The sequence below is a fragment of the Gilliamella sp. Nev3-1 genome (genome assembly GCF_001690435.1).
In the GTDB taxonomy this organism is placed as follows: Bacteria; Pseudomonadota; Gammaproteobacteria; order Enterobacterales; family Orbaceae; genus Gilliamella; species Gilliamella apicola_C.
Genome location: NZ_LZHN01000071.1, coordinates 1 through 19,191, shown reverse-complemented (window position 1 = coordinate 19,191; position 19,191 = coordinate 1). Strand labels below are relative to the sequence as shown.

General features: G+C 32.2%; 20 protein-coding genes and 1 tRNA gene. 18 read left to right on the top strand and 3 right to left on the bottom strand.

Annotated features, from left to right (window positions below; translation table 11 throughout):
- Positions 1-10: 10 nt before the first annotated feature.
- The 3 genes from A9G40_RS11365 (at position 11) to A9G40_RS15065 (ending at position 1,268) form a co-directional block, all read left to right on the top strand.
- Positions 11-328 (top strand): phage integrase SAM-like domain-containing protein, encoded by a 318-nt coding sequence (locus A9G40_RS11365; protein WP_065583125.1) that lies wholly within the window; start codon positions 11-13, stop codon positions 326-328.
- A complete protein-coding gene (locus A9G40_RS11360) occupies positions 322-969 on the top strand; it encodes a site-specific integrase (protein WP_065583124.1) in 648 nt (215 codons plus the stop codon). Before A9G40_RS11365 ends, A9G40_RS11360 begins: the two co-directional genes overlap by 7 nt.
- Before the next feature lie 237 nt (positions 970-1,206).
- Positions 1,207-1,268, top strand: a tRNA-OTHER gene (locus tag A9G40_RS15065).
- A 605-nt stretch (positions 1,269-1,873) separates the two neighbouring features.
- Here A9G40_RS15065 and A9G40_RS11355 read toward each other — a convergent pair.
- Positions 1,874-2,338: an STY0301 family protein gene (locus A9G40_RS11355; protein ID WP_065583123.1), complete on the bottom strand. Its 465-nt coding sequence runs from the start codon at positions 2,336-2,338 to the stop codon at positions 1,874-1,876.
- Positions 2,339-2,949: 611 nt separating this feature from the next.
- On the opposite strand from A9G40_RS11355, the gene A9G40_RS11350 reads away from it, so the two are divergent.
- The 13 genes from A9G40_RS11350 to A9G40_RS11290 all read left to right on the top strand — a co-directional run bounded on the left by A9G40_RS11350 (position 2,950) and on the right by A9G40_RS11290 (position 14,807).
- The gene (locus A9G40_RS11350; protein ID WP_065583122.1) at positions 2,950-3,309 is read left to right on the top strand and encodes a hypothetical protein; all 360 of its coding nucleotides are present in this window, start codon (positions 2,950-2,952) and stop codon (positions 3,307-3,309) included.
- A gap of 263 nt (positions 3,310-3,572) precedes the next feature.
- Positions 3,573-3,863 carry a hypothetical protein gene (locus A9G40_RS11345; RefSeq protein WP_065583121.1) on the top strand — a complete coding sequence of 97 codons (291 nt, stop codon included), beginning with the start codon at positions 3,573-3,575 and terminating at the stop codon, positions 3,861-3,863.
- Between the two features lie 118 nt (positions 3,864-3,981).
- On the top strand, positions 3,982-4,284 hold the full coding sequence (locus A9G40_RS11340; protein WP_065583120.1) for a hypothetical protein: 303 nt from the start codon (positions 3,982-3,984) through the stop codon (positions 4,282-4,284).
- A gap of 360 nt (positions 4,285-4,644) precedes the next feature.
- Positions 4,645-5,622, top strand: coding sequence for an HlyD family secretion protein (locus tag A9G40_RS11335; RefSeq protein ID WP_065583119.1), 978 nt, complete (start codon positions 4,645-4,647; stop codon positions 5,620-5,622).
- A 41-nt stretch (positions 5,623-5,663) separates the two neighbouring features.
- Positions 5,664-6,824, top strand: a complete 1,161-nt coding sequence (locus A9G40_RS11330; RefSeq protein WP_065583118.1) for an ABC transporter permease — start codon at positions 5,664-5,666, stop codon at positions 6,822-6,824.
- On the top strand, positions 6,821-8,011 hold the full coding sequence (locus tag A9G40_RS11325) for an ABC transporter permease (RefSeq protein ID WP_065583117.1): 1,191 nt from the start codon (positions 6,821-6,823) through the stop codon (positions 8,009-8,011). Before A9G40_RS11330 ends, A9G40_RS11325 begins: the two co-directional genes overlap by 4 nt.
- Positions 8,012-8,335: 324 nt before the next feature.
- Positions 8,336-9,055 (top strand): epoxyqueuosine reductase QueH, encoded by a 720-nt coding sequence (locus A9G40_RS11320; protein ID WP_065566245.1) that lies wholly within the window; start codon positions 8,336-8,338, stop codon positions 9,053-9,055.
- A 152-nt stretch (positions 9,056-9,207) separates the two neighbouring features.
- Positions 9,208-9,825: a CDP-alcohol phosphatidyltransferase family protein gene (locus A9G40_RS11315; RefSeq protein WP_065583116.1), complete on the top strand. Its 618-nt coding sequence runs from the start codon at positions 9,208-9,210 to the stop codon at positions 9,823-9,825.
- Between the two features lie 3 nt (positions 9,826-9,828).
- Complete coding sequence (locus A9G40_RS11310; protein ID WP_065583115.1) at positions 9,829-11,586, top strand: bifunctional alpha/beta hydrolase/class I SAM-dependent methyltransferase; 1,758 nt, start codon at positions 9,829-9,831, stop codon at positions 11,584-11,586.
- Positions 11,587-11,592: 6 nt separating this feature from the next.
- Positions 11,593-12,906, top strand: a complete 1,314-nt coding sequence (locus tag A9G40_RS11305) for a phosphatase PAP2/dual specificity phosphatase family protein (protein ID WP_065583114.1) — start codon at positions 11,593-11,595, stop codon at positions 12,904-12,906.
- A gap of 11 nt (positions 12,907-12,917) precedes the next feature.
- Positions 12,918-13,412, top strand: a complete 495-nt coding sequence (locus A9G40_RS11300; RefSeq protein WP_065583113.1) for a hypothetical protein — start codon at positions 12,918-12,920, stop codon at positions 13,410-13,412.
- Positions 13,413-13,468: 56 nt separating this feature from the next.
- Complete coding sequence (locus A9G40_RS11295; protein ID WP_065583112.1) at positions 13,469-14,407, top strand: phosphatidate cytidylyltransferase; 939 nt, start codon at positions 13,469-13,471, stop codon at positions 14,405-14,407.
- Between the two features lie 136 nt (positions 14,408-14,543).
- On the top strand, positions 14,544-14,807 hold the full coding sequence (locus A9G40_RS11290) for an HPr family phosphocarrier protein (RefSeq protein WP_065558280.1): 264 nt from the start codon (positions 14,544-14,546) through the stop codon (positions 14,805-14,807).
- 120 nt (positions 14,808-14,927) lie between these two features.
- Here the strand turns inward: A9G40_RS11290 and A9G40_RS11285 are convergent, their stop codons facing one another.
- On the bottom strand, positions 14,928-16,289 hold the full coding sequence (locus tag A9G40_RS11285) for an APC family permease (protein WP_065583111.1): 1,362 nt from the start codon (positions 16,287-16,289) through the stop codon (positions 14,928-14,930).
- A gap of 365 nt (positions 16,290-16,654) precedes the next feature.
- Here A9G40_RS11285 and A9G40_RS11280 point away from each other — a divergent pair, with 365 nt between their 5' ends.
- Complete coding sequence (locus A9G40_RS11280; protein WP_065583110.1) at positions 16,655-17,089, top strand: PTS sugar transporter subunit IIA; 435 nt, start codon at positions 16,655-16,657, stop codon at positions 17,087-17,089.
- Positions 17,082-18,476: a PTS fructose transporter subunit IIC gene (locus A9G40_RS11275; RefSeq protein WP_065583109.1), complete on the top strand. Its 1,395-nt coding sequence runs from the start codon at positions 17,082-17,084 to the stop codon at positions 18,474-18,476. Before A9G40_RS11280 ends, A9G40_RS11275 begins: the two co-directional genes overlap by 8 nt.
- A 333-nt stretch (positions 18,477-18,809) precedes the next feature.
- On the opposite strand, the gene A9G40_RS11270 is transcribed toward A9G40_RS11275, so the two are convergent.
- The gene (locus A9G40_RS11270; RefSeq protein ID WP_065583108.1) at positions 18,810-19,109 is read right to left on the bottom strand and encodes a hypothetical protein; all 300 of its coding nucleotides are present in this window, start codon (positions 19,107-19,109) and stop codon (positions 18,810-18,812) included.
- Positions 19,110-19,191 lie beyond the last annotated feature (82 nt).

The following is a 19,191-nucleotide window of genomic DNA, read 5'->3' as shown; positions in this document are numbered from 1 at the left end:
AGGAGTATTTATGGAAACAAAAAAAGAAAAAATGTCTTGGCAGGAATTGCTCATAGTGTATCTAGAATTTAAACAATTGCGTAAACAAACTATCTATAATTATCAAAGGTATATTGAAGCATTTACTCGATTTTTTAATAGAGATTTTACAGATATTAACTCAATTAATCATAAAACAGTATCAAACTTTAGAGGCCATATTTTGGAAGTCAGACAATGTAAAAATGTAACGTGGAATAGTTATTGTCGTCATTTTAAAGCACTGATGGGGTTTGGTATAGAACATGGCTTAGTTATTCAAAAAAAAATCCATTTGATAAGATGTTAATAAAACCAGGGAAGAAAGCCAAAAAGACTATATCACAAGCAGATATTGATATTTGTTTAAGTTTTCTTAAAGAAAAACAGCTAAAAGAATCACCAAGAGATTTTTGTTATCCCGCCCAATTCTGGATAACACTGATTAAAATTTTGCAATATACAGGTATTCGACGTAATCAATTGTTGCATATTCGTATTTGTGATATTAATGATAAAGATAAAAAACTTTTTTTAAGAGAAGAGGGATCGAAAACTCATAACGAACGAGAAATTCCACTAATTGACGATGTTTTTCACGATATTGTTGAATTAAAGAAACAATTAAAAATATTAAATAAAAAACCGAACATGCAACTATTTAATATTTATCATTTTAAAAATGATAAATGTGATTTTTACAAAGAAATGAATTTTGATCGAATAGATGCATTTTTTCAGCGATTATCAAAAGTTTGCAATGTTAAAATTAGCCCACATAGGTTCAGGCATACATTAGCAACAAATCTGATGAAACAACCAGATCGAAATGTAACATTAGTAAAGGAGTTACTCGGGCATTCATCGTTGTCAACAACATTAGAATATATAGTAACAGATCATAATCAATTAAGATCTTGTTTAGATGAGCATTTTAATCAATTAAAATAATGGTTAATTATATAAATAATTGTTTATTGATTATGAAAATTATTCAATAATGGTTTACTACTAGTATTCAATGTAATTGATATAGAATACTAGTAGTAATACATACAGTAATTATACAATAATGGATGATTATTAATGTTGACAAAATTTTTAATTTATTTATTATTTGTCAACAATATCTATCCCTCCATTATGAGATTTATTAATACGTAGAAATTAATTAAACATTAAAATCGATTAGTTGGTTGATTTGACTCATAATCGATTGGTCACTGGTTCAAGTCCAGTAGGGGCCACCATATAAATGATTATTTATATTTAACAAATAAGTTCGTTTATGACTATACCATTCAATATTCTCGATGTATTTTTATCATCACTGATTGTTTTTTGGTGGGTGTATTTGGCTGTTTTTGTATTGAGTATAATTATAGTTTTTGCATGTGAAAATAAATTGTTAAAGTTTATTTGTGCAATATTAGCAATAGCACTATTGTGCAGTTATATTTCTCTTTACTATCTTTATTCATTTTATACTTATTTTAAGCTTTTTTGATAAGCATTTATGTCCGTTGAAGAAATAATGGTTTTAGCGCTATTGAGTTGTTATACTTTTCTTCTTACGATTATCTATTTAGTTTAATTATTTCTAACTTTTAGCCTTTTAGAAACTCATATTTAGCTTTCTGTCTCATTATGTTGCGCTTGCCATTAACAAAAAAATGGCGCTCAATAAAGCGCTTTAATACAGATAAAACATCGTTTTTCACCGCTTGCTATATTAATTTTGTTTAATGAGCTGATATTTTTTCTGTATTCAAATTTGATTTTGCATTTTTCGGGAAATAGTTTATAGCTTGTCACTCTACTAATCTTTTACTACGAGTGAAAATTAGTTATATGTTTAATGAATTTCTTGTAATTCACTCGTGCTACACTTAAATACAATTTGTGGGTTATCGAATTGATCTTTTGAACTAGTCATCCAGCAGCTTTTCATTGATGGATCGATTTTCTTTATTAATTGCACTTCGTCGCTATTATAGCCACAGCTAATCCAGTTACCCTCTTTATCATAAATGGTATTAACGTTCCAAGTCGACTCATATTTTTTGCCATCAATAATACCTACTTCAGGTTTTAATTGAATTAATTTAACAGGTTTATCGGAATAAATACCTGCGGCATTAAGTACTTTACGCTCATTTCTTTTTTCTGAAACTTCCCAACCGTCAGGACCACTATCAATATCAAATTGAGCAGATTTAACTTTCACCGCTATTGGGCAAGTAATTTCATAGGCATTAGCAGTGTGCAAAGTGCCAATTAAAACCAAAGAGGCAACACCTATCTTTAGTATTTTTTTCATTGATAAATCCTTATTAAAATATTGGCATAAATCATCATTTAATTTTATGTTAGACTGCAATTATGCAAAGATTATAAGTGTTGTCAAGCATATAGAATTCATCTCTATAATTATGTATGGTAATTGTTATGGGCAGAAGCACAGGAATAAGTAAGCTAAAATTTACAATATTTTGGAATGGCAACTCATTTGCAAAAAAAATTAAGGGGGAAGCGATTTGTTAAATTCTACAGGAGGAAAATAACCTGACAATATGAGCCTAATTTCTTAATGCCCTCTAAGTAGTTATATCAGGTAACCAGAATAACGATATTGGTTTGCATTTAGGATGCCATTTCCCATTTGCAACTGTTTAAGCTTTTTGTGTAATGCAAACAGATTATTTTCTTCTGGTTGTGATGATCTGTAGGTTTGAATGAGCCACTTTGCTTGATTTATTTAGTGGTCTAAAGTGCAGGGATGCCAGATCATATTCTTCGGCTAAATTACTGTGTGATTTTTTTTGCAGATAAAGTTTAACCATTTTTGATTTTACCTTATCCTTATCCTTAAAAAAATTGTATGATATCTAATAATTTTAACAAAAATGGATAAGCAAGGATAAAAGTAAGGTGCTAACAATAAATAATCAGGCTATTAAGACTCTATATGGTGAAGTATATGGAAGAGATGCCTTTATTCTAAAAAATGTCATATTAGATATATATCCTCTGGAACTAGAGATAGTAACTTCTCTTGATTTATCTTTTTGTCAATTAAATAATGGGCTAAGTGGTGAAGTTTTAGTTTATTTTAAGTTCAAAGATATAAAAAGTTTAACTATTACGATGATTGATGAATCAAAATATCAATGGGTAAAAAAATCTTGTTTTGATAAAGTATTTGATACCGAATCTGATGAACATTATATCTTAAGTACTTATGATCATGTGTTTGATGTAATTGGTCAATGTGAAGTATGTTATAAGTAGTTATGAACGTTTAGGATGGCGTTTAAATCGTTCAGCTTTACTTATCTGCTATTTATTTGATAACGCTAGTATTTTTAGATTTAATTACGATTTTTTACTCAACTTTGTTTTTCGGCGCTACAATAAATAATAGTTGTAGAGAATTAAAAATAGTAAACGTTTTTGTAATTGAGAAAAAGATCTATCCCATTATCCAAATAAAGTAATCAATAAGCTATGGTCACTTTCTACTTAATTCTAACCAACTTTACAAGCTTATTTATATGAGAAAAATTATTGCTATTATACACTATGTGATTTACTTAGCCGGCATTTTTATCTTATTAGTTATGGGTTCTAGCAAATACGATTGGATGCAAGAAATGGATAATACCATGACTAAATTGCCAAAAGATAGCTCTGGTAATATAGGTCTAGTAATGGCAATCTTGGGGCTAATACTAGTTATAATGCAGGCTTTTCGTTTCAAACTGACTCACAGCCATTTTGAAAGGAAAATGATTGTTGTGCTAACCTTACTTGGATCCATTATTGGGTTGATTATATGTAGTTGATGACTAATTTTGCTGGAATTCGCAATAATCTAAAGATTGAAAAATGTAGTAGAGCAAACTTTTATCTTAACATAACAAAATACTAACCTTTGGGTAGTAAACTGTTGGGTACTTTTAGATGGATAATCTTTTAATCAAAAATTTACTTTCCGCTATTGAAAAAGGTAAAGTCAGGGGATGTGATGAAATAAAGGAAATGAATGGAGAGCGCTATTTTTTTCAATATGCATTGAAAAAGAAAAGCGGATTTTATAGCACTTACCTTTTTTATATCATTGAAAGTAAGATGGACGTTATAGAGGATTATGGCATTGAGCAAATTAAAAAATTCTCTGATATTATTGATGCTGTTAATTATTTTAAATCCCTTGGTGTTAATATTGAGCAATTTTCGTCGATAAAAGGAAATTTGCCTTTTTAATCAAAAATAGTAAATAGAGTAGTGTTGTTATTACCATGTAGTTCTACCCCTTTACTGTTGAAATAGCTAAAATAAAATTTTAGATATCGCAAATTATTGTCCGAAAGCTTAGCGTTGTATCTATATTTAGATGGCGAGTTTTTTAGTGTGTTATGATTCAATGTTTTTTCAATAAATAAATTTTAAAGTTAATGATTCAACTTTCACTAAGAACAAATATTTTCAAAAATCATTCCAAATATGAAAAACACCGTGCTTCATATAAAGTCACATTTTATTGCGTATTTTAATATTTGGCTTTATATTATATTCCTAGTAACATTATTTTAGTTTTTCCTAATCATTTATAAGCACAATTTTATGCATAAAAAACGCCTTTCTTTGATTGTAGCAATCATGGCTGTTATTGCCATGGTTATAATTATATATTTTGTAAATCAACCTAATACCATTATATTACAAGGTGAGGTTGAATCTAGCCGTGTTGATGTGGCGGCTAGAGTACAAGGTCGAGTTATTCAATTTAATTATGATGTTGGGGATAATGTTAAACAGGGCGATGTTCTTCTTAATCTTTCAAATCCAGCATTATTAGCGCAGTTAGCGACATCTGAAGCCCAATTAAAAGTGGCAATGGCAAGCCGAGATAATACTTATAGTACTAGACCAGAAACAATTGATGTGCAAAAGGCACAGTTAGATAAAGCGAAATCTGATTTATTATTAGCGCAAACCAGTTATGAACGAATTAATCGCTTAGTTAAAAATGGAACAGTTTCCAAGCAAAATTACGATGAATCGTTTAACCAATATCAAGCGGCTATTAAAGCCCATGAGGCAGCTAAAGCTAACCTAGCATTAGCCGAAAATGGTAGCAGTGTAGAACAGAAAAAATTAGCCGATGTACAGGTTGAACAATCAAAGGCAGCACTTGAGCAAGTCAACGCTGATGTAAATGAATTAACTTTAGTTTCGCCAATTAATGGTCAAATTACAACCCGTGTTGCTGAAGTAGGGCAATTATATAGCCCTGGAACGCCACTTTATTCTATCATTGATTTGAATGATATTTGGTTTACCTTTAATATTCGTGAAGATTTATTAGGTGATCTTAAAGTCGGTGATACGTTCAAGGTAAAGGTACCAGCATTAAATAATCAAGTCATTGATGTTAAAGTAACTGTCTTAAATGCTTTAGGACAATATGCCAATTGGCAAGCGACTAAAGCGACGGGTGACTTTGACCTAAAAACTTTTGAAATGCGTGCAAAACCAATAAATAAGGTACTAGGTCTGCGCCCAGGAATGAGTGTCACAACAAAGTGGCAATCTCACTGACATAATTTATATGGAGATTTTACACAAAGGAAACGACATTAATGTCTAACTCATTATTACAAGTGATGAGATGGGAAATCAACAAATTAATTAAACAACGTTTTTTATTTTTATTGATTTTGATCTATCCTTTATTACTTATTTTTTTATTTCTTTACATGTATAATGCAGGTGTTATTACTCAGGTACCTATCGCTGTTGTTGATCAAGATACAACTAAATCATCACGCTTATTAATTCAACAAGTTGCTGCTTCGCCACAGTTACAGGTGACTAAACGTTATCAAGATCTTTTTTCAGCCAAACATGCTTTGATCAAAGGTGATGTTTATGCTGTGCTTTTTATTCAGCCAAAGTTTGAAAAAGATCTTATAGCAGGTCATCAGCCAGAAGTAGTGGCTTTTTATAATAATCAGTATATGTCTGCTGGTACTATTATTTTTCGGTCGATGAGCTCTGCATTGAAAGCAGCTAATAGTCAAATAGTATTGCAAGAGTTATTAGAAAAAGGGGTTGCTTCATCAGTTGCGCAAGGCCAAATGCAATCAGTGCCAGTTAGTTTACATCCTTTATATAATCCAACATTAAATTATTTATACACATTAATTAGTGGGTTGATTCCTACTATACTTCAGATTATTATGATGATGGTAATGGTCACAAGTATCACTCGCGATCGTTTTTCTGTAACAAGCTATCAGCAAACGTTAAAATTAGCTAATCATAATATTTTTATCTTTTTATTGGGGCGTATCTTTCCCTATTTTATCTATTTTTTATTTTGTCTTATTCTATTTGACACGGTGTTAATTAATTACTTTAATTTACCACTAAATGGGCATTTTGTATTACTTCAGCTTGGTAGTATGGGGTTTATTTTAACGGCATGCCTGTATGGGATTTTTTTTGGTCTAGTTGGTTCAACATTAGCACAAGCTTATGGCGGTGCAAGTTTACTTGCATCTCCTTGTTTTGGGTTTACAGGGCTTATATTCCCCCGTATTTCAATGAATGCTTTTGCTTATATTTGGGGGGCTTTATTACCTGTAACATGGTATATACAAATTCGGCTTGATCAAACATTAAGAAAACCAAATTTTATTACTTCATTAGAACCATTTGTTTATTTATTTGTCCAATTTAGCGTGATGTCAATTCTTATTACTCTTGTGCTACGAAAGATACGTAGGCGGTTAATATGATTAAATCTTTATTATTAATTTCCTACGATGAATTAAAACGTATTTTCCAAACCAAGGCAATACTTAGCGTCATGTTTGTTGGGATATTTATCTATTTCTTCTTTTATCCACAACCTTATTTGAATGAAGCTATACGTGACGTACCTATTGCAGTTATCGACCAAGATAATACTAACTATAGTCGAGAGTTAGTAAGGCAAATCGATGCCAATAAATCGATTAAAATAGACTTGCATATTGAGGATTTAGAGACTGCTAAAAAGCTTATAGAAGAACGTAAAATCTATGGGGTATTACTGATACCTTATCGTTTTGAGCAACATATCTTAGAGGGAAAAGCTAGTCCTATTTCCTATTATGGTGATGCAAGCTATATTTTAATTTATAGTAATGTCGCAACTGCAATTAACACTGTTTCCAGTAATTTTGGTGCTAAGATTTCAATTTTACGTAAAATAGCACAAGGCGTCGATCCAGCAGTAGCAACTAATAATGTTTCACCTTTCAATACTCAGTTAATTAGCCTATTTAATCCTCAATCAGGCTATGCAACCTATATCATTCCAGCAGCTTTTATTTTGATTTTAAATCAAACATTACTTATTGGTAGTACATTATGTCGGCTATTTAGTAAAAATTCTCATTTTGAAATGGCTTTCATTCACAAGCAGAAGGATGCAGCATCTTCTGCACTATTACTACTTTTAGGTAAACTATTCACTTACTTAATACTTTATTTGATTTATTTTATTATTTATACCGTAGTTGCAAACTATTGGTATGACTTACCTCGCCTAAGTCATCTTTTTGTTTCTTTATCGTTTATTATCCCCTTTATTTTGGCTACCGCATCATTAGGTAAAGTTTTATCACATTTTATCCATACGGTGAGCGATGTATTTTGCTTAATTTTACCATCAAGTATGATTGTATTTTTTACTACGGGGATTTCTTGGCCTAAAGAATTAATGCCCCCTTTATTTCATTTGATTGGTGATATATTTCCTGCAGTACCCGCTATAGTCGGTTCGGTAAAAATTAACCAAATGGGCGCAAGCTTTTCTGAATTTAGCCAGCAATATTGGCATTTGTGGATATTAACTATTGTCTATTTTGGTATCGCTTTTATTTTAGAAAAGCGGTACGTGCAAAAGGCAATGATAGCAAATGCTAGTAAAGAAAGCTAAATACTGTTATATATCCGTTTTATAATATTTATTCAATGTATTAACAAAATTGATTTAACTATTTTTTATTTTTATTATATTTTGTAAAAAATATTCAGTTTTCTATACCATTTGGTTATTTACAAATGATCTATTATTGCAATTTTTTTAAATTAAATTATTTGTGGTCATATCAATTAATTTGTTTTTTAGCAAAATCTTTTAAGTAAATTATACATTTCAATATGAAGATTTAAGTATTGATCTTGTGTCGCAGTATATATATCTATATCATAGCGCGCCATAAAGACTTTATTCATCAAAATAATAAATAAAAGAGTCCTCATGTTAATCAATGCTAAAAATATTCTAGAAAAATTAAATCCACATAATAAAGTAAATTACGATTCTGTATTAAAAGAGGTGATAGCTCATTGGCAATCTAAATCGGTGCGGCCTAAATTATTGATTCATAGTTGCTGTGCACCTTGTAGTACCTATGTTTTAGAGTATTTAGCCCAGTATGCGGATATTACCATTTATTTTGCAAATTCAAATATTCATCCTCGAGTTGAATATGAGCATCGTAGTATGGTTCAACAAAAATTTATTGCTGATTTTAATCAAAAAACAGGTAATAATGTGCAATTTTTAGAAGCACCTTACCAGCCAGCGGAATTTATTAAGAAAGTTAGCCATTTACGTGATGCTCCAGAAGGTGGCGAGCGTTGTCATATTTGTTACAAAATGCGTTTAGACTTAGCAGCGATTAAAGCCCAAGAATTGGGATTCGATTATTTTGCTAGTGCATTAACGCTTAGCCCTAAAAAAAATAGTCAAAAAATTAATGATCTTGGATTTGAAATTCAAGAGCTTTTTTCAGTAAATTATCTTCCTTCTGATTTTAAAAAGAATAATGGTTATAAGCGTTCGGTTGAACTTTGCAAAGAGTATGATGTATATCGGCAATGTTATTGTGGTTGCATTTTTGCTGCCAAAGCGCAAGGTGTTGATTTAAAGAATGTGATAGCTATCGCTAAGCAAGGATTAGAAAAGGGGATTTAGCTATTTGATTAGATTATTAAAAATAAACTGAAAGTATGATTAGTTCATTAAAGCCCACATGGCTAAATTGAATTAATCATTATATAGTCACAATATTATGGTATAGTTTATAAAAATTAATCGTAGTTATGCATTTATAATAAGGATTAATCGTGTTGTCGATTTATCAATTAAAACCTAAATTCCAAGCATTTCTTCGACCTTATGCCGATTATCTTTATAATGCCAATGTAACCGCTAACCAGGTAACACTAATAGCGGGTTTTGGATCAATTTTAATCGCTTTTATTGTTGGTCGATTTGCCGCTTATCAATGGATTTTTGGTCTTATTCCAATATGGATGTTTATCCGTATGGCGCTTAATGCTATTGACGGTATGTTAGCAAGAGAATATAACCAAAAATCAAATTTAGGGGCTTATTTGAATGAGATGTGTGATGTGGTTTCGGATTGTGCGTTGCTATTAATCTTTACACAAATAAATCAAGTCGAAACCAGTTTGGTGATAGCCATTGTTTTGTTATCATTTTTAACGGAGTATGTTGGCGTGTTAGGTCTGATGGTTGGTTGTTCACGACGTTATGATGGACCAATGGGTAAAAGTGATCGTGCTTTTGCGTTTAGTCTAATTAGTTTGGGGATTGCTACCTATTTATTGCCACTTGATTGGCTCAATATACTATTGTTGCTTATTACCTTTTTGCTATTAATTACTGTGATTAATAGAGTCAGAAAGGGATTACAAGAATCAAAAAATAACAAGGTATAAGTTATGCGTGAACAGCAGGAAAAAACATTTATTAGCCATGATGGCTGTCAATCATTTTACCGTTATTGGCCAGCAGTTGATAGTGACAGCAATGCTAAACTTTCGAGAGCAATTGTTCTTTTTCATCGTGGTCATGAACACTCTGGGCGAGTTGCTCATCTAGCTGATGAGTTAAATCTATCCGATTATCAGATTTTTGCTTGGGATGCGAGAGGTAATGGGCAATCCGAGGGTGAACGTGGTGATGCTCCTAATTTTGCGACTTTAATTAAAGATGCAAACTGTTTTATTGAGCATATTATGCATGAGTATGATATATGCCAAGAAGATATTGCTATTATAGCCCAAAGTGTGGGGGCGGTTATCGCTTCAGCATGGGTACATGATTATGTGCCAAATATTCGTGCTTTAGTACTTGGTTCGCCAGCTTTTGACATAAAATTATATGTACCATTAGCTGTGCCTGGTTTAAAATTACTGTATAACTTGAAAGGTAACTTTTTTGTTAATAGTTATGTAAAACCTAAATTGCTGACACATGATGCTGAGCGAGCACAATCTTTCACAGAAGATCCATTAATAACACGACCAATATCAGTACGCTTACTTTTGGATTTATATGCAGTGTCCGATCGCATTGTTAAAGATGCAAATGCGATAACGGTACCAACACAGTTATTAGTTTCTGGTTCAGATTATGTCGTTAAGCGTAAACAACAAAAACTGTTTTACAATAATTTAGGTACAGAACAAAAAGAATTTCATATATTACCTGGGTTTTATCATGATACTTTTGGTGAAAAAGATCGTAAATTAGCAATTGATTATGCAAGACGATTTATTATTGGTTGTTTTGCTAATCAACCATGCGTGCCATTATTAACCAATGCTGATTTAATGGGATACACAAGGCAAGAGGCTGATAATTTAACATTGCCGCCATCAGGTTGGATTAAGCCTTTATATTGGCGATTTATTAAAGCTAATTTAAAATATACAAGTAAACTCTCAGATGGGATCAAACTAGGGTTTGATACTGGATTTGATTCGGGCAGCACACTTGATTATGTTTATCGTAATGAACCATCAGGAACATCAAAACTAGGACGTTTTTTTGATTATATCTATCTTCAATCGATTGGTTGGCGAGGCATTCGGCAACGTAAAGAACATCTTGAAGAACTATTAAAATTAGCGATCAATAAATTACACGAACAGAACCATTATGTGAATATTGTTGATATAGCTGCAGGGCACGGGCGTTATATTTTAGAAACGGTTAATCAAATTGCTAACAAACCTAATTCTGTATTATTACGAGATTACAGCGATATTAATGTACAAAAAGGCAGAGCATTAATAGAAGAAAAAGGCTTAACGGCTATAGCGCGTTTTGAAAAAGGAGACGCCTTTAATCGACAGCAATTAGCCCAATTGTCACCTAATCCCACATTAGCTGTGGTTTCGGGATTATATGAACTGTTTAGTGATAATCAGATGTTACGTGATTCTTTAGCAGGGCTCGCTGAGTCTATTCCTGAAGGAGGATATTTAATTTATACCAATCAGCCATGGCATCCACAGCTAGAGTTTATTGCAAGAGCTTTAACATCTCATCGAGATGGAAAGCCATGGATTATGCGCAGGCGTACGCAACTGGAAATGGATCAATTGGTTGCATCGGCTGGTTTTAGAAAAATAACCATGCGTATTGATCAATGGGGCATTTTTACTGTATCACTTGCACAACGAATGAAATAATTAGTCATGACTAGCGTAACATGGCGGTTTAATAAGCTGATTACTTATAAATTAATATGGTTAATAAGTTTGACCGTGTTCTTTTTTACTAGCTATAATTTTGCAAACTGGTTTACTTCTACACGTAACGATGTCGGAAGTATCGTTTTTGAATGGGAAAGATCAATTCCTTTATGGCCTTGGTCTATCATACCTTATTGGTCGATAGACTGTATGTATGGGCTTGCAATTTTGCTGGCTAGTTCTTATCGAACACTAAAAATTCTCTGTTTTCGTCTTTTATCTGCTCAGATTATTTGCATAGCTTGCTTTTTGATCTTTCCGCTAAAGTATTCTTTTGAGCGCCCTGTATTAGATGGATTATCGGGGCTATTATTTGATATTTTAATGGGATTTGATAAACCTTTTAATCAAGCACCATCGCTTCATATTCCCTTATTGATTATTTTATGGCAATTTTACGCCCGTTATTTTCGAGGAATATGGCGCTATATTTTGCATATTTGGTGTTTATTGATCGGTTTATCAGTATTAACCACTTGGCAACATCATTTCTTTGACATCCCAACTGGGCTTTGGGTAGGGTGCTTTTGTGTTTGGTTATGGCCAGACAATCATTTATCGCCAATAACAAACGATCAATTACCTAAACAATATGTGTGGGGTAGCGCCTATTTTTTACTGTTTTTATTGTCGTTTTGTTCTGCTATCTACTTTTCTTCTTGGGCATTATGGTTATTATGGGTTTCAGGTGCATTTTTGTTGGTTTCCCTCAATTATTTATTATTTGGCGCAGCAGGGTTTCAAAAACAGACTAATGGCCACTTTAATTTAGCTGTTACTATTTTATACTTGCCTTATTTTATTATTATGTGGGTTAATTCACGATTATGGACATTTAAAAATAATCCAACGGATTTGATTATTGATAATGTTTATTTAGGTCGTATACCGTCTAATAAGACATTACAAGCCAACCAGTTTACGTCGATTGTAGATCTTTGTGCTGAATTACCAATAACTCAATTTAATGGTCATTATAAATTGATTCCAGTATTGGATATGACACCACTTACCATGGATGAGTGTCAACAAGCAGCCGAAATTATTGAACAATATCATAAGCAAGGCAAATTATTAGTCTGTTGTGCGTTGGGGTATTCACGCAGTGCTACGGCAATTATTGCTTGGTTATTAATGACCCAAAGAGTAACTAGCTTAAATGAGGCTATAGCTAAGGTAAAATTATATCGTCATAACGTGGTTATTACGGCTAAACAACAATTAATTTTGTCGAATTGGTATGCAAAAATAACATGAAGAGAATAAATATGTTAAATCACGATGATGCAGGAATAGCAACAAAAACAGCAACAGTTAGTCAAACATCGTTGGTGACATTTTGTAGTATACTCTCTATCAGCTTGCCTATCGGTATATTTTCGTTACTATTAACCATTATCGCCTTATTTTTTGCGTTGATAACAAGTGGAATGATTAATAGCAGTTTATTATCAACTGTTTTTTATTTTCTGGCCTTTATTATGGGAATAGTGGGTGTTTATTATGCATTACGGATCAAATTTGACAAAAAGTTATTTGATTATTTAGCTACCAGCAATGAATGCTTAATCAATACACTTATTGATTTAGATAATGCATTAATGGACTTTCATTTAATTAAATCTAAGCAATTAGCAACACGAACTATTACCGAGCGTCAACAAGGAACCTTAAAGCTATTTAAACAACAAATTATTGTGTTAGTAATACAAATCATGTTGTTAATAGGCGCATGGATCAGTGGCATTATCCAATTATGTTAATAAGCGTTTAGTTAAAATGTACCGTCATATTAAACAAGTAATAAAGGAAAACAACAATGTCTAATTATCAAAAAGATACTTTATTATTGTTTGTTGGTATCGGTATTTTACTTGTGATGGCTTCTATTATTGGTTGGTTGTTAAAAAAACGACTTAATAGCCCTAATAAAGTCATTGATAACCTGAATACTCGCATCAATGCATGGTGGGTGATGGTGGCAATTATTGGTATTGCTTTTTTAATAGGAAAATTAGCTGTTATTTTTTTATTCTTTGTCGCATCAGGCATTGCATTACGCGAATTTCTCAGTTTAACTCCTGTTAATCGTTATGATTTTTATGTCTTGATATTTGCTTATTGTATTGCTTTACCCGTGCAATATATTTTAGTGGCTATATCATGGTATGGATTGTTTAGTATTTTTATTCTTGTTTATGGTTTTTTATTATTAGCGATATTGGCAACAATAACCGGCTCAACAGATAATTTTTTAGCACGAATCGCTGAAGTGCAATGGGGGGTAATGATTACGGTTTATAGTATTTCTTGTGTACCAGCACTATTAACATTACCTATTGATAATTATCAAGATCGTAACCTTTTATTAATTGCTTATTTAGTGTTAGTTGTTGAACTTTCTGATGTATTGCAATACGTATTTGGTAAGTTGTTTGGCAAACGCAAAATTAGCCCGAATTTATCACCATCTAAAACCATTGAAGGATTTATTGGTGGAATATTATCAGCAAGTTTACTAGGTGCTTGCTTATTTTGGATAACCCCTTTTAGCTTTATACAAGCTGGTTTAATTTCACTTATGCTTACGTTACTAGGTTTTCTGGGGGGATTGGTTATGTCTGCCATTAAACGTGATAGAGGTGTAAAAGATTGGGGAAAGCTAATTGGTGGTCATGGTGGTGTGCTTGATCGTCTTGATTCTGTCTGTTTTACTGCACCTATCTTTTTTCATGTTATGCGCTATTTTTGGGTATAACCTTATGTTAACTGTAGATAACCAAGCAGTTTAGATAAATTAAAAAATATACACGTAAAAAAAGAGCAAAACAGTTTAATTTATGATATAAATACAAGTATTGTATTAACATTAAGATAGAAATAAGGACTTTATTATGCTAAAAGAACAAATGGTAGTTAAAAACTCAACAGGCTTACATGCTCGCCCAGTTACAGCACTCGTTAAATTAGCCGGTCGCTATAAATCATCAATTGAGCTTGTTTATAATGACAAAGCAATTAAGCTAAAAAGCATGATGGGTTTACTTGGAGCTGGTGTTAAAGGCGGTTCAACCGTTGAAATCATCTGTGATGGTGAAGATGAACAAGCAGCAATGGATGAAATTCGTGAATTATTTGCTACTGGTTTTGGTGAGTAATTAACTGAGTTAATCAGGCTAATACCAAATACTTCATTATTCCGTCGACTTTAGTCGACGGAATCATTTTTAAAAAAGACGTAACTAAACTTTTAAGTAGACCTATTTAAAAAGATTAAATTAATCTTTAATGATTGAATTCAATTCATTAGGATCAATTGATGGTAATAATTTAGTAAAACATTTAGTTAGATAAAGTAAATAACAGAATCCAAACGCCAACCAAATTAAACCGACGGTCATTGCTGTCGTTTCAAGGCTTGTCCATAACCATAATGAAAGTAAAACACCAATAGTAGGCATTAAACCATATTTTAAAAGCATTGGTACTGTTTTCTTTGCGTTTCCGCCTAGGTAGCTTTTAATTACGCATAAATTAACAAAAGTAAATGCAACTAATGCGCCAAAACTAATCATAGAAACAACTAAACTAAGCTCTAATACTAATGATAGTAATGAAAAACAAGCAACAAAGATAATTGATAAATAAGGCGTTCTAAAACGTGGATGAATTCTATAGAAGATCTGTTTTGGTAACACACCCTCACGCCCCATTGCATAAAAAATTCTAGAGACACTGGTTTGTGCTGTCATTGCTGAGGCGAAAACACCAGTTAAATAGGCCGCTTGAAAGAAGTTATACATAAAGTTTCCACCTAGTTGGCTCATATCACCAACACGGCGAACGACATCTAAACTTGCAGTATCTTTATTATCTATAAAATCAGTCCATTCAGGATAAGCTAAATGAGCACAATATGAGACAATTAAGAATATGCAACCAGCAATAAGAACTGTCCATATAATGGCTCTTGGTAGCGATTTTTGTGCATCATTAGACTCTTCAGCTAAAGTGGCAATGGCGTCAAAGCCTAAGAAAGCAAGGCATAATATTGCTGCTCCTGACATCAAGCCGCTAAAATCACCAGCATTGACTTGTAAAGGTTTTATCATTGCTTCTGGCGTTAAATTAATATTAGTCAATGTTAAAAAGATAAATAACCCAATAAATATCATTTGTACGATAATTAAGGTGAAATTTACTGAATTAATTAATTTAATCCCTAGGTAATTTAAAAAACTAACACTAAGCAATGATGCCAGCACAAATACATGGGCGGGAATGCTTGGAAACGCTTCGTTAAGATAAATACCAAGTACCAAATAATTTAATATTGGTAAAAACAAATAATCAAGAATTTGTGCCCAACCCACCAAAAATCCAACTTTTCCACCAAAAGTACGTTGTACATAGGTGTAAGCAGAACCAGCAATGGGCAATTTATTTGCCATTCGGCAATAGCTCAATGCTGTAAAAAAGATCATAGCAAGGGTGATAATATAGGCTATAGGTAAGTGTCCATTGCTGGCAACAGTGACTTCCCCATAAGTGGTAAAGATCCCCAAAGGAACCATATAAGCTAAACCAAATGCAATTAATGCAGGTGTGGTTAAAACTCGTTTCATTTTTATTGCGGACATGATTAACTTTACTCCTCTGTCCCAAAAAACAATAAAAAACTACTAAGTATAGTTTTGCCTTTTTACCCGCTGAAAGCGGCAAGGAATTCTGCCACATTATAATAATTATGCAAGCTAATTTTTAGTAAAAATTATTAAAGCGTGTAGATTATAAGCTTTAAACCATGTCACTAGTTATTTTAGGTTAATTAAATTCAAATTGCTTGGTTAAAGCTTAAGTTTCAATTTTCATATTTGTGATCGATATCTAATATTTGCTAGGCAAAATCCATGTGAGTGTATATAAATTATTGTATATTAAATTTACAGTATAGAGTGAAAATTAAGCCATTGCGGAAACCTATTATCAAAAAGAGGATCTATCTATGTTATCTATTCCTGTTTTATCGGTTGATTTAACCCGTGATATTGTCAATCAAAAATCAGCAGTGATTAATTTAATGGCTGAAACTAGCCAAGCATATTTAACTGATGTCAAAACCTTTTTTGAAGATGTAATGATTCATGAACAAGAAATGGAAACGGGTGTGTTGCCAGATGTCGCTTTACCTCACGCTAAAAGCATTGTGGTTAAAATGCCCTTTATAGTTGTTGGAAAATATATTGATGGCATTATTTGGAATAATGGCAACAAAGTAAAATTAGTCATTTTGATTGGTGCACCAGAAAATGCTAATAAAGAACACTTAGCCATTATTGCTAAATTAGCATCCAATCTAGCTGATGATGATTTTATTCAAGATTTACTTAAAATTGATATTCAATCTGTAGCAAATAAGATTCGAGGTCTATATGAATAAAAAGAAGATTGTTGCAATTTGTGCTTGTACAGCAGGCATGGCACATACTTATATTGCTAAACAAAAAATTGAAAATGAAGCGAAGAAGCGTGGCTGGGATTATAAAGTTGAAACTCAAGGTGCGGCAGGTATTGAAAATTCATTAACAGAACAAGATCTTAAACGGGCTGATGTCATTATATTAGCCTCTGATATTTCAATTGAAAATGCCGATAGGCTTGAACCGTATAAAAACATTATTAAAGTTAGTACGGGTGAAGCGGTTAAAAATACTGTCCATATTTTTGATAATGCCGAAATAATATCGACAAAAGTTGTTAAAGATAGCATTGGAACTGAAATATTTAGAGCATTAAATACTGGTATTAGCAAATTTTTACCTGTAATTATCGCATCAGGAATCCTTTTCTCTATTGTATTAATGACTGGTGATGTGGCTAATGACACTATTTTGCCAAGTAATCAATTTTTTGCGGATTTAAAACAAGTTGCATTATATGGCTTTGCCATGATGGTCCCTGTGCTGGCAGCTTATATGGCTTATTCTATAGGTGGTAATGCCGCTTTAGCGCCGGCATTTATTATGGGATATGTAGTTAATAATCCAATTGGTGTAAATCAAGTCAGTACAGGTTTTATTGGCGCCATGATTTTTGGTATTTTAACTGGTTATTTTGTTAAATGGTTTAAAACAGTTAAAGTGCATCCAGTAATTGCGTCAGTGATGCCCGTGATGATAATACCTACAGTAACTTTATTGGTTATGGCACCCATTTATATTTATGTTTTATCTTATCCTCTTGAGTGGTTTGTTAAAGCAATGGTAGCCGCCTTAAAAGGTATGTCAGAGGTTAACGCGGCATTTTTAGGTATTGGTATAGGCATATTAGCTGCATTGGATATGGGCGGTCCTTGTAGCAAAGCGGCAACCGCGTTTACTTTAGCAGCTATGGCTGAGGGAGTTTATGGTCCAAATGGGGTATTTCGTATGTGCTGTGCTATTCCTCCATTGGGATTGGCGGTATCATCATTAATTATTTCACGCTCAAAATACAGCAAAGAAGAAAAAGAGTTTGGTATTACCGCTTTCTTTTTATCGTTAGCTGGTATTACGGAAGGAGCCATCCCTTTTGCGGCTAAAGATCCAAAACATGTCATTGTTGCCATTGTTATTGGTACTGCAACTGCTGGTATGCTAGGTATGATTAATGGTATTGATTCATTAGTCGCGTTTGGTGGTTTAGTGGCATTAGGTGGAGTAACCAAAGGAGCGATTTGGTATGTAATTGATATGTTTATCGGGGCATTGATTATTGCTGGGATCTTACATTTTACCAAAAAAACTCCGACAAAATCAGAACCGGAAATTGCTCCCGAAGCTGACTAGCTGTTAAATAATTATTAGTGCTACATCACCAATTATTGTTGGTGTAGCAATTTACAATAAAAAAGTTAAATTTAAATTATTCTAGTTTTATTTTTTTATGTTTAATAACGATTTATTATTTAAAGCCTATTGCAAAAAGATTAATGTTATTGATTCCTATTGCTTTAAAAAACTTAAATAAAATCAATGGTTTTTCTGAATGGTTTTTATCGTGATGATTTGTCATTCTTTCTGCTATATCATGGCCTTTGTCCCTGATATCATGTATTAAGCTTGGCACACTTTGGAATGGCTACACCTTAAAGGCAAAAAGAAAAAAGCTAATAGTAAACTTTAATCAAGACCGTGATTTAATTTATTAACGATCCAAACTCTTAGTTTTTTCTCCAATAACCTAGACTCTAAAACCCAGTATCCTTTGTATTCTATAGGAACAGTAAGTAATATAAAATATCGCTGTGAAGGTGAAATATCGTTATGTAAATCTACATGTTGATTACAATCAAATTCAAAATCTGAATTTAATTTATTAATTATCCATTTAGTCAATGTTACATTATTCTTTTTTGCTTCCTTACTCCATTTTCCTTTTAATTTAAATGTCGTGGCAAATTTAACTACTGTAGTTTTCATTATAAATTTTCTAACTAGTTAATTTTTTTTATATATTATTAATAAATTAGTTTCTATCATAAATTTTAGTTTTAAAATTGCT